The following is a 13,014-nucleotide window of genomic DNA, read 5'->3' as shown; positions in this document are numbered from 1 at the left end:
TGATCATGCGTAAATAAGTATATTTGTGCATTCTTAATATACATATTTATGCTGATTACCCTTATTATCCTTGTTCTCTCCGCTGCCTTTTTTGTAGCAGGCAAAGTCCGTTCGGACATTGTGGCGCTTTGTGCGCTGATTGGTTTATTGATATTTCAGATTCTTACTCCTGAAGAGGCCCTTTCCGGCTTCTCCAACTCGGTGGTGATTATGATGGTGGGCTTGTTCGTTGTGGGCGGCGCCATTTTTCAGACCGGGCTGGCTAAAATGATAAGTTCGCGCATTTTAAAGCTGGCAGGCAAAAGCGAGCTGAAACTCTTCTTGCTGGTTATGCTGGTTACCTCTGCCATTGGTGCTTTTGTGAGCAATACGGGAACGGTGGCTTTGATGCTGCCTATCGTGGTGAGCTTGGCACTGAGTGCCGGAATGAATCCTAGCCGTCTATTGATGCCTTTGGCTTTTGCCAGCAGCATGGGCGGTATGATGACACTTATCGGTACGCCTCCTAACTTGGTCATTCAGAATACATTGACGGGAGCGGGCTTTGAACCGCTGTCTTTCTTCTCCTTCTTGCCGGTGGGCATTGTGTGCGTGATAGTGGGAACTTTGGTTTTAATGCCTCTGACCAAATGGTTTCTCTCCAAGAAAGGCAAAAAGAATGACGGAACATTGTCGGGTAAATCATTGGACCAACTGGTACAGGAGTACGGACTTTCCAGCAACCTGTTCCGTTTGAGGGCTGTCAATGACTCCCGTCTGATAGGAAAAACCATCATAGACCTGGATGTACGCCGCAAGTATGGTCTGAATATCATTGAAGTACGGCGTGTAGACTCTTCCCAACATAGATTCCTGAAAACTATTACCCAGAAATTGGCATCACCCGATACGACTATTTGGGTGGGCGACGTGCTTTACATTACGGGAGAGGTGTCGAACGTAAATCGTTTTGCTGAAGACTTTTTAATGGAAATGCTCGACGGGCATACCACTGAAGAAGCCTCCAAAGCCGACAAGTCCCTTGACTTTTATGACATCGGAATTGCCGAAATCGTGTTGATGCCTTCTTCCAATATCGTGAACCGGACGGTGAAGGAAGCGGGGTTCCGTGATAAATTTAATGTAAATGTATTGGGCATCCGTCGTAAGAAGGAATATATATTACGTGAATTGGGACGTGAGCGTATGCATAGTGGCGATGTTTTGCTGGTGCAGGGTGCGTGGCAGGACATCGCACGGATAAGCAGGGAAGATTCCGATTGGGTGGTATTGGGGCAGCCTTTGGCAGAAGCTGCCAAAGTGACGCTGGATTATAAAGCGCCCATAGCTGCCGCTATCATGGTGCTGATGGTTGCCATGATGGTCTTCGACTTTATTCCCGTGGCCCCGGTGACAGCGGTGATGATTGCCGGCTTGCTGATGGTGCTGACGGGATGTTTCAGGAATGTGGAAGCCGCCTATAAAACGATAAACTGGGAAACAATTGTACTCTTTGCAGCCATGCTCCCCATGTCTCTTGCACTCGAAAAAACCGGTGCCTCGGAATATATATCCAACAGTCTTGTGAGCGGATTGGGCAGTTATGGTCCTATTGTGTTGATGGCAGGTATCTATTTCACCACTTCATTGATGACCATGTTCATCAGCAATACGGTGACGGCAGTGCTGATGGCCCCTATTGCTCTTCAAAGTGCGATTCAGATTGGAGTAAGTCCCGTTCCGTTCTTGTTTGCCGTGACGGTTGCGGCAAGCATGTGTTTCGCTTCTCCGTTCTCTACACCGCCCAATGCACTGGTGATGCCGGCAGGACAATATACATTCATGGATTATATAAAAGTGGGGCTCCCGTTGCAGATTATTATGGGAGTGGTGATGGTATTTGTGTTGCCGTTGCTGTTTCCTTTTTAGATATATTCTTATTAATTGGAAAAAACACACTTATTGGTTGAGTGTAAAGAGGAGATTGTACGTATTAAAAGGAAAAAAGATAGATACTATGAAAAAGATTCTTTTATTAATGGCAATTTTCTTTTCTGTATTATTGCAGGCACAGCTCAACACTCTGTCTATGAATCTTCCCCAAGGGCATCCGCGTTATCTGACTGATGCCGGTGGAAAAGAGACTACTTTGAAGTTGATAAGTAATGAACCGTGGGCGGAAGAAGTGTTCGGAAAGCTGAAAAGCAAGACGGATGTTTATGTCCGGTTGACAGAAGCACAGCCGGAATGGTTGCTTTCGCGACTTGCCATGTATTGGGAATCGCATGCCACGGATGTATATGTAAAAGGTGAAACCTTTGATTATGCCGGTGGAGAAAAAGCTCCAGTTCCAACCGTACGCTATACGGGGACACGAGGGACCTTTGCTACACACAGTCGTCCGAAGTTGGAAGATGTCGTTCCTTACGATGACGCCGGTGGCAATGTTACGTTTTGCAACAACTCTTTGCCGGGACGCCCCATGGAAAGTGTGCACCCTTCCAAAACCGGTCGTAACATAGAAAGCCTGAACCGTGAAATTATGGGCATTGCCCGTGATGCAGCTTTCCTTTACTGGCTGACGGATGATGAGAAATATGCAAAATTGGCAGCCGGAGTTTTTGATACCTACATGCAGGGCATCTATTATCGGAATGTCCCCGTTGACCTGAATCATGGGCACCAGCAAACTTTGGTGGGCATGACTTCTTTCGAGGTAATCCACGAAGATATTCTTAAAGATATAGTTCCTCTTTATGATTTTCTTTACGGCTATTTACATAGCAATTATGCCGATAAACTGGAAATCTATGCCGGAGCTTTCAAGAAATGGGCAGACAATATCATAGCAAACGGAGTGCCTCATAACAACTGGAACCTGATGCAGGCGCGTTATGTCATGGACATTGGCATGATTTTGGAAGATAATAGATGTTATGCCGACGGTAAGGGGCGTGAGTACTACATTGATTATGTGCTCAACCGTTCCAGTATCCGTCAATGGAGCCTGAAGAAACTGGCGGATTATGGCTATGACTCAAATACCGGTATTTGGGCGGAGTGTCCCGGTTACAGTGGTGTTGTACTTAATGACTATGCCAACTTCACCAATCTGTTCGACCGTAATTTGGGATATGATTTGACTCTGGATTTGCCGGTTATTCCGAAAGCAGTAGCCGCTACTCCCCAATATCTGTTCCCCAACCGGATGATATGCGGATTTGGTGATACCCATCCCGGTTATTTGAATACTTCTCCAATAATCCGTATGATAGAGAATGCCCAGGTCAATGGCAAGAAAGAGCAGGAGGATTATTTCACGGCTTTGTTGAAGTGCTTGAAGCCGGATATGGGTGAGGCGAACGGAAAACAGAATGCCCGTGTCTCCATCAATTCTTTTTTTGACGATAAACCATTGGTGCTGAATCCTGATATTAAGGCTGGCAAGATAGAAGATTATGTATCACCGTTGTTCTATGCTCCGAATGTGTCATGGTTGGTGCAGCGCAACGGGATGCATCCACGCCACAGCCTTATGGTATCGCTGAATGGCAGTGAAGGCAATCACATGCACGCCAACGGAATCTCTATGGAACTTTATGGCAAAGGCTATGTTTTGAGTCCCGATGCCGGTATTGGGTTATATTCGTATAGCGGATTGGATTACTTGGAATATTATTCCCAGTTTCCCAGTCATAATACGGTTTGTGTAGACGGTATATCGAGCTATCCGGTAATGAAGAGCAACCATGCTTTCCGTGTGAACTCTTGCTTTCCGGCACCGGTATCAAAGAAAGGAATATTTTATCCGATTACATATAGTGAAGTTTACTTCCGCGAACCGGAGAGTTGTGCCGACCAGACCCGTTTGACGAGCATCGTCACCACGGGACCGGAAACCGGTTACTATGTTGACATATTCCGTAGCCGTAAAGTGCAGGGTGGAGACAAAATGCATGATTATTTTTATCACAATCTTGGGCAGACGCTTTCACTGACCGGTACAGACGGTACCGATTTGGGGTTACAGCCTACCGAAGAACTCTCTTTTGCCGGCGCACATTTGTATGCCTATTCTTATATCTACAACAAGAAAGCAGTGCAGACGGCTAAGGATGTAAAGGCCTCTTTCACTATCGACATGAAAGACGGAGATGATATTTCCATGAACTTGTGGATGAAAGGGGAAAAAGGCCGTAAAGTCTTTACCGCTTTGTCTCCCATGACTGAAGGTTATAGCCGTACTCCGGGGATGCCCTATAATATCAAGGAACAGCCTACCCTGACATTTGTTGCCAGACAGTCAGGAGAGGCATGGAGCCGTCCGTTTGTGGCAATCTATGAGCCGTCTTCGGTAAACGAACCGGGACAGATTGAGTCTGTCACTTTTCCGGAGGTGGAATGTAAGGACAAAGGGAGCCATGTCGCAGTTTGCGTTGAACAGAGGAATGGTCGTAAGGATTGTATTTTATCCTCAGACAACACGTCGCACCTTTGCGGCATGGGGGATATGAAGGCAAAAGCTGTTTATGCTTTATGCGGAAACAAGGCGGGAAAAGAAACTACATTGTTTTTGGGAAACGGTACTTTGCTGCAAACTCCTCGGGTTACTATAAAATCTGAAAAAACTGCAAATGTTTTGTTGGAACATCAACTGGATGGGTGGTATTATGAAGCCTCTGCCGATTGTACGATTACAATAAAGGGACAGACATACAAAGCTAAGGCTACAAAAGGATTGGAATATTTGGGAAGATAGTTATATCATTCCCTCTATTTTTAAGCTTGAGGTAGCTATACAGTTGATGTTTTTCGTTATATTTGCACCATAGAGTAAAGACTACAGTGTAATGAAAAACATAATAAAATACATTTTTCTTTTTCACTTGTTAATGTTCTGTGCATGGGCCTATCCAAGTACATATACCTTGCGTGGCTTGTCGGTATCCGACGGACTGTCTGATTTGCTGGTCAATGCCATTTATAAAGACTCTTTGGGATTTGTCTGGATAGGTACGGGTAATTCTTTGGAGCGTTTTGACGGAAGCCATATCAAACACTATCCGATAACCGGTTCCAATGAGAAATTGAAACGTGTCAATGTTATTGCCGAAATGGAAGATAACCAATTGTGGATGGGGAATGGCATGGGATTGTGGCGTTTGAACAAAGAATTGGATGCTTTGGAACTTATTGTCCCCGATATGATAAATTGTGCAGTCCACTCTTTGCTTCATGATGGAAAAGGGACACTCTATATCGGTAGTGCGAAAGGGCTCTTTTTATACAAGAAAGGAAACTTGGAGCAAATATTACTGGATAAAAATGCCCTTTCTGCTTCGAATGTTGTAACCGGACTTTCATTGGATGAGCAGGGCATGCTATGGATGGCAACCGAGAAGGGACTGTATTCGTTACGATTGTCCGACAGAAAAGTGAAAGCCTATCATAATGTAAAAGACGGCAAGCATGTGTGTGCTTTTAACAATATCACCCGTATCGGTTCTACCATTTATCTGGGTACTATGGACCAAGGGATTATTTCCTTTGACACCCGTTCCGGAGAATTTGAGCATTTTGTGGAGGTGGGGTGCAACATCATCTCTTCCCTTTCCAGCGACGGCAAAAATATGTTGTATGTAGGAACGGATGGCAATGGAGTGCATTTCATAGCCACAGACCGGCGGAAGGTGGTCCGTACCATGCGGCATGAGACGGGTGACAATGAAAGCTTGCGTTCCAATTCCGTTTATTCGCTTTTGGTAGACCGGAACGGAATGATTTGGATAGGGTTCTACCAGTTGGGACTTGATTATACTTTATATCAGAGTGATTTGTTTACTACTTATGCTTTCCCTCCTTATTTCAATTCCAGAGACATGCCTATCCGTGCCCTTGCCATCAATGGGCATGAAAAGCTGGTAGGTTCGCGTGACGGCTTATTCTATATTGATGAGAAAAGGAATCGTTTCAAAAGTTTCCAGTCACCCGAAATGCGCTCCGGCATGATATTCTGTATTTTATTTTATGAAGGAGAATATTATGTAGGAACTTACGGCGGAGGAATGTACATCTTCAATCCGGAAAGGTTGACCATACGTGACTTTGCGCCTGACGGTGAACAGCAACCTTTTGTAAAAGGACATATCTTCTGTATCAAGCAGGATGCGGAAGGAAATTTATGGATAGGAACTTCTCAAGGCGTTTATTGTTATAAAGACGGCAGGCAGGTGGCTCACTATACCAGTTCCAATTCCAGGCTTCCTGAAGGCAATGTCTACGAAATATATTTTGACTCTACCCGTAAAGGATGGATTTGTACGGAAAATGGCGTATGTATCTGGGACCCTTCTTCTGAAAAGCTTCGTACGGATATATTTCCTGAGGGATTTATCCATAAGGAGAAAATCAGGGTCGTTTATGAGGACTCCGGGCATAATCTTTATTTTTTTCCGGACAAAGGCTCTCTGTTCATATCCGATTTGTCTATGAACAGCTTCTGGCGTTTGCATCCCGGTACTCCTTTGGAGGGGCGAGACGGGATGTTCATTATAGAAGATCGTAAAAAATGGCTGTGGATGGGGACGAGTGACGGCTTATTCCATTATGACAAGAATGACAATTTTATCCCTTATAACTTTGTAGACGGTATTCCGAGTTCCATTTTTACCCTATGCCCACCGGTTTGTGACGCGGAAGGGAATATCTGGTTTGGAAATTCTAAAGGATTGGTCTCTTTGGATGTTGCTCACATGAATCAGAAGAAGCATGATTTTTATCCGGTCAAGGTAACCGATGTGCATATCAATGGCAAGCCGTCTACTTATCCGATGGTCACCGTTGGAAGTGGTATTTCGAGAATCGGGTTGGAGCCTTCGGAGAAAAATGTCACTTTCTGTTTTTCCGACTTTTCCTATACTTCTCCTGCTTTTATGTCCTATGAATACCAGTTGGAGGGTAGGGATGACGGTTGGATAGCAATTACAGGGCGTTCGGAAGTGACCTATTATGATTTGCCTTCCGGTTCTTATGTGTTTAAGGTGCGCCGTATGGGGGAACCGGATTCGGAAACTCTGCTGAAGGTGGAAATCGCTTCTGTTTTCAGTGGTTGGCTTGCTTGGGGGATTGTTGTAGTAGTACTGTTGGCCGGTGGAGGCTATTATTTCTTTGGGCGTGGAAAAAGACAAGCCCCTGAGCAGGTACAGGTTGTGAGAGAAGAACAATCTGTTGCGGTGGAGACAAAATCGGCATCCGAAGAAAAGTATAAGAGCGTAAAGGTCAGCTCGGAAGAGTGCAAGCGACTGACGGACAAGCTGGAAAAAATCATGCATAAAGACAAGCTTTATAAGCATTCTGATTTGAAGATAGCCGATTTGGCTGCTGCCATTGATACGTCTGCCCATACGCTTTCTTATCTTTTCAATCAATACTTGGAACGCAATTATTATGATTATATCAACGATTACCGCATTGCCGAGTTTAAACGTTTAGTCAATACGGAAGAGTATTCCAAATATACGCTGAGTGCCCTTGCCGAACTTTGTGGCTTCAGTTCCCGCGCTTCTTTCTTCCGTTATTTCAAGAAAGCTACGGGAATTACTCCGAATGAATATATCCGAAGCATAGGAGGGAACAACAAATCATTGTCCGACTGACATGCTGCTTCCCATGAATTTTATAATATTTGTGGAATTGAATCCGCGAATTTTATAAGATTTGTGGATTTTGTCTTTTGATAGTTGTATCTTTGTCCTTGACCAAATTCTTTAGGATTATGATAGAACGAATATTGAGGCAGAAAATAGAGGGAATGATTGGCTCTGAAAAGGCCGTCATTATCATGGGGCCTCGGCAAGTAGGTAAGTCTACCTTGCTGCATGAGATGTTTGGAGCGTCACAAGATGCATTGTGGTTGAATGGGGATGAACCGGATGTACAAGAGTTGTTTGCCAATGTTACTTCTACTCGTTTAAGGGCAATCATTGGTAAGAAGAAATATGTGATTATTGATGAGGCGCAGCGCATTGCTGATGTAGGAGTAAAATTGAAACTCATCACTGACCAGATAAAGGAGGTCCAACTCATCGCAACCGGAAGTTCGTCTTTTGAATTGGCTTCCAAACTGAATGAACCGCTTACGGGGAGGAAACGGGAGTATAAGATGTATCCATTGTCATTTGGCGAGTTGGTGGAGCATACCAACTTGTTGGAAGAGAAGCGGATGATTCCTCATAGATTGGTGTATGGTTATTATCCTGAAGTTGTGACCAATCAAGGAGATGAAAAGCTGATTCTGAAAGAGTTGGCAGATAGTTATCTTTATAAGGATATCCTTACTTTGGATTCGATAGGAAAACCGGACAAGCTGGTGAAACTGTTGCAGGCATTGGCATTGCAGATTGGTTCGCAGGTGTCATATAGTGAAGTAGGGCAGTTGGTGGGGCTGGATACTAAGACAGTGGACAGATATATTGATGTTCTTGAGAAGAATTATGTAATCTTCCGTTTGAATTCTTTTGCCAGAAACCTGCGTAATGAGTTGAAAGTTAGCCGGAAGATTTATTTTTATGATAACGGAATCCGCAACGCGGTATTGGCTAATTTCTCTATGCTTGAGAGCCGTACCCATGAAGAAGCCGGAGCTTTATGGGAAAACTTCATCATTTCGGAGCGTTTGAAGCGGAATGCTTATTCCGGCAGTTATTGTAATTACTGGTTTTGGCGCACTCAGCAGCAGAAGGAAATCGACTATATCGAAGAAGAGGATGGCAGAATCTCCACCTTTGAGTTCAAATGGAATCCTCTCGCCAAATACAAATATCCCAAGCAGTTTGTAGAAGCCTATCCGGAAAGTAGTTTTACGGTTGTCACCCCTGCCAATATGGAGATGTTTTTACTGTAATAGTCTCAAATTATTAATTGATACTGTGAGTCTCATATTCTTAAGTCGCTATATATTAGCGACTTTCTTTGTTTTTAGTCTAACCGTATTAGTTGAGATTTGTATGCCCTTCAGAAGTGCTGTTTTTATTGAAATAGAAGTTATTTTTGCATTGTTCAATCGAACGGAAAACATGAATCGTAATCTAACTTATTATGGAAAACTGCATGATGACATCCCCCCAATTGATAGCTGATTCTTATGAGCGTTATCATTTTTCGGTTTACCTGTATATATATAATAAGGTGAATAATAAGGAAGAGGCGGAAGATCTTTCCCAAGATGTATTTGTCCGTCTGATGGACTATAAACAAATGCTCCGTCCCGATACTGTCAAGTTTTTCATTTATACCATTTCGCGTAACTTGGTGAACGACTATTTGCGTCGCTATTATAAGAAACAAGAGATTACCTCTTATATGTATGATAGGACGGAGGTTAGTCATAATGAGGTGGAGTCTTGTGTGGTAGCCGCTGATTTACTGGCTTGCGAGAAACGGCGGGTAGAACTTCTTCCGTCGCAGCGTCGTAAGATTTATGTCATGAACCGTTTTGAAGACAAGTCTGTCACAGATATTTCGGAAGAATTGAATATTTCGCGCCGCACGGTGGAGAACCATCTTTTCATCAGCCGTAAAGAGGTGCGCGAATACTTGAAGCAATGTATCTAATTAGGTATTGATAATAATATAGTGTTAATTTTAAATTTATAAATTTATGAAGAATGAATTTCTAAAGTTCTCATCGAGAAGAATTTTATTCTCGGCGGCAGTGGTATCGGCTTTGTTGGCGGGGAGTCCGCAGGCTGCTTTTGCTGCAGATAGTACTGCGATGCAAGTAGTTGCACAGAACGGTACGATAAAGGGGCAAGTAGTGGATGCTTTTGGTGAACCGGTTATTGGTGCTACTATTTCTGTAAAAGGTACAGGAACAGGCATGATTACAGATATTAATGGTAATTTTGCAGTTAATGCATCTCCTAAGGCTACTTTGATAATATCATTTGTGGGGTTTAAAACTCAAGAGATTGCTGTTAATGGAAAAAATAATCTCAAAATTGTGCTGCAGGAAGATTCTGAGATGCTAGACGAAGTAGTAGTAGTAGGTTATGGTACACAAAAAAAGGCAACGTTGACGGGAGCGGTAGCATCAGTAGGTGGGGATGTTTTGGAAAGTCGGCCAATTTCTAATACGGCGATAGGTTTACAAGGACAGATTCCAGGACTTACCATTACTCGAACAGCTGCCCGTCCCGGAAATGAGAACATGTCTATACAACTTCGTGGCGCTTCTTCCGTCAATAATGTAGAACCCCTGATTATTATTGATGGTGTACCGGCTATTAGCAATACGGAATTTAGTGCGCTGAATCCAAATGACATTGAAAATGTTTCCGTATTGAAGGATGCCTCTGCTGCTATTTATGGTTCGCGTGCTGCTGGCGGTGTTATTCTGGTGACTACCAAGAAAGGTAAGAAGGGTGACAAGATTAAAATAACTTATAATGGTATGGTTACAGCAAATACCACTGCTAACATGCTTCCACTTGCAGGCATGAAGGAATGGGCCACAGCCTATATAGATGCTTCATACCAGGACTATGTAGTAGCAGATAGCAGCTTTCCCAATGGAGAGAAATGCGTTCAGCGTTCGGTTAACGGACAGATTTGGAATAATATCTTGGTGGATGCTGCTGGTAATAGTATTCCAAAAGCCAATAATCCCAGTAATGCATTTAGTGATGTGATGCTTTTAATTGACCAAATGGCTATTGGAAAGGAATTTGATTATACTGATGGTAACGGTGTATTGCATCACTATGCTTCTAACAATTGGTTGGATATGATTTATGGAACCACTTTGTCGACCCAACACAACTTAGGTATTTCGGGGGCAAGTGAACGTACTCGCTGGATGGCTTCTATCGGTTATGCTAACGATCGTTCTGTCATCACAGCGGTATATGATGGTGCAAAGAAATATAATGCGCACCTTAATGTTGATTTTGATCTGACTAAATGGTTGACTTTAAATACAAACATGTCCTATAATAATCGCTATGTGGAAGGACCTCGAGATGGTTTGGATGGAAATAACTCGGGTATGTACGATGCTCCGTGTTCTCCTGGGTATACTCCCAATGGTGATTTTTATGATTTTTATATGTGTGGGCGTTCACCATTATCAACAATGAAAGGAGCTGGAAAAAACACACAGGAGTTTGAAACGATGCGCTATTCAAACACTTTGATGGCACAACTGACGAAAGATTTCAAATTGACTGGTATGATGTCGTTCATCAAGAATAACAATGTGCAAACAGAAACCAAGACCACTTATTATGTGGGCTATTGGGATAAGGACGTAACTACCAAAAATGCGTTTAATACTGGCACAAACTCTTATGTTCAAGAACGTATTCAGAGGACATTTTATGAAAACTATCAGTTGCAAGCCGACTATACACATACATTTGCTGATATACATAATGTATCTGCTATGATTGGAGCCAATGCTGAGAGAAGAACATATAAGAATGTAACGGCTAAACGTACAAATTTACTGTATGATGGTTTGACTGATCTAAATACGGGTTCTTCAGCTGCTGCCAATCAGAGTATTAGTGGTGGTTCCAACCAAAATGGCTACGTTTCTTATTTTGCTCGTTTGAACTATAACTATGCAGGTAAGTATATGATTGAATTTTTAGGCAGACGTGACGGGACCTCTAAATTTCATCCAGACTACCGTTGGAGCAATTTTGGCGCAGGCAGCATTGGATGGCGTGTTTCAGAAGAGAAATTTATTAAGGAGCATGCAAAATGGTTAGATAACTTGAAATTCCGTGTTTCATACGGTATGACCGGTGGAGCGGTTTCCAGTCTGGGAAACTACGACTATTTGTCCAGCATGACAACTACGGGTACTTATTACTTTAATACAGGATTAGCTGGTACAGCTTACCTTGCCTCAATGACCGATTATTCACGTACTTGGGAGAAACTTCACAATTTTAATATCGGCGTTGATTTCTCTGTCTTCAATAATCGTCTTTCGGGCAGTTTTGACTGGTATCAGAAAACCAATAAAGGAATGTTGGTCTCTTTAACTTACCCTGATGTATTGGGAGCAACAGCCCCTGCGACCAATAATGCACAGTTACGTGTAAGGGGATGGGAATTTCAGTTGAATTGGAATGACAAAATCGGTGAAGTGCAATATTGGATAGGTGCATCCTTGTCGGATGCCAAGTCTATGGTGACTGATTATAGTGGTACGGACACTTGGACTGCCGGATATGTAAAGGTACGCGAGGGATACCCCATGAATTCGCTTTTTGTGTATAAGACAGACGGTTATTTTTCATCGTATGAGGAAATTGCAGCTTATTACGAACAATATGCCAATTGTACTGGTGGTAATGCCTTGGGAAAGGTTCCACAGTCGGACGAAAAATTGCATCTTAGACCTGGCGATCGCAAGAAAGTACTGATTCTTGATCCTGGCAATGATTCTACCAATGGTAAAGGAAATACAGGTTCTGGTGATGTCTATTATTATGGTGATACAGATCCGCATTATATTTTTGGAACCAATTTAGGTGCCAAATGGAAAGGCTTTGATGTCTCTATGTTTATTCAGGGAGTGGGACGCCGGTATATGATGCGTGGTGTAAACGGTACACAAGCTACGAATTTAAACAAATGTGCATTCTATCGTAGTTACAACAACATTCTGACCAGCCATTTGGACACTTGGACTTGGGATAATCAAGATGCGGAATATGCGCGCCTTTCTTTGGAAAACAATAAAAATGACTGGAATGTAAATAACAATGACTCTTCCATACAAAATGCATGGTATGCACGTCTGAAAAACATTACAGTGGGATATACTCTACCTAAATCTATTACCAGCAAATGGAACATTGAGAAGATTCGTTTTTACTTCTCGGGGGATAATGTAGCTGAAATTACTGGTCTGACGGATGGGTATGACCCAGAAAAAAGTGGAGCTTCTAACACTTCATTACCTTTTAATCGTAGTTGGACACTTGGACTGGATGTCACATTTTAAAGAAATATTAATCAATA

General features: G+C 42.9%; 6 protein-coding genes. All 6 read left to right on the top strand.

Translation table 11 applies throughout. From position 1 onward, the window contains the following. Positions 1-48: 48 nt before the first annotated feature. Positions 49-1,908, top strand: a complete 1,860-nt coding sequence (locus DW039_RS01335; RefSeq protein WP_005832990.1) for an SLC13 family permease — start codon at positions 49-51, stop codon at positions 1,906-1,908. An 88-nt stretch (positions 1,909-1,996) separates the two neighbouring features. Then, positions 1,997-4,738: a heparinase II/III family protein gene (locus tag DW039_RS01330; protein ID WP_120381588.1), complete on the top strand. Its 2,742-nt coding sequence runs from the start codon at positions 1,997-1,999 to the stop codon at positions 4,736-4,738. Positions 4,739-4,829: 91 nt separating this feature from the next. Next, the gene (locus DW039_RS01325; protein WP_120381587.1) at positions 4,830-7,634 is read left to right on the top strand and encodes a two-component regulator propeller domain-containing protein; all 2,805 of its coding nucleotides are present in this window, start codon (positions 4,830-4,832) and stop codon (positions 7,632-7,634) included. Between the two features lie 119 nt (positions 7,635-7,753). Beyond that, positions 7,754-8,881, top strand: a complete 1,128-nt coding sequence (locus DW039_RS01320; RefSeq protein ID WP_120381586.1) for an ATP-binding protein — start codon at positions 7,754-7,756, stop codon at positions 8,879-8,881. Positions 8,882-9,075: 194 nt separating this feature from the next. Next, positions 9,076-9,591, top strand: coding sequence for a sigma-70 family RNA polymerase sigma factor (locus DW039_RS01315; RefSeq protein ID WP_120381585.1), 516 nt, complete (start codon positions 9,076-9,078; stop codon positions 9,589-9,591). Between the two features lie 46 nt (positions 9,592-9,637). Next, entirely contained in the window at positions 9,638-12,997 is a 3,360-nt protein-coding gene (locus DW039_RS01310) for a TonB-dependent receptor (RefSeq protein WP_120381584.1), read from the top strand. The last annotated feature ends 17 nt before the right edge of the window (positions 12,998-13,014 follow it).

This window comes from Bacteroides sp. AF39-16AC, assembly GCF_003602735.1.
GTDB lineage: Bacteria > Bacteroidota > Bacteroidia > Bacteroidales > Bacteroidaceae > Bacteroides > Bacteroides uniformis.
Note: the sequence above shows the minus strand (reverse complement) of the source record. Positions and strands in the feature narration are given on the sequence as shown.

Coding starts and splice junctions, on each gene's coding strand:
- DW039_RS01335 (WP_005832990.1), top strand. CDS start 49: ATGCTGATTACCCTTATTATCCTTGTTCTCTCCGCTGCCTTTTTTGTA.
- DW039_RS01330 (WP_120381588.1), top strand. CDS start 1,997: ATGAAAAAGATTCTTTTATTAATGGCAATTTTCTTTTCTGTATTATTG.
- DW039_RS01325 (WP_120381587.1), top strand. CDS start 4,830: ATGAAAAACATAATAAAATACATTTTTCTTTTTCACTTGTTAATGTTC.
- DW039_RS01320 (WP_120381586.1), top strand. CDS start 7,754: ATGATAGAACGAATATTGAGGCAGAAAATAGAGGGAATGATTGGCTCT.
- DW039_RS01315 (WP_120381585.1), top strand. CDS start 9,076: ATGGAAAACTGCATGATGACATCCCCCCAATTGATAGCTGATTCTTAT.
- DW039_RS01310 (WP_120381584.1), top strand. CDS start 9,638: ATGAAGAATGAATTTCTAAAGTTCTCATCGAGAAGAATTTTATTCTCG.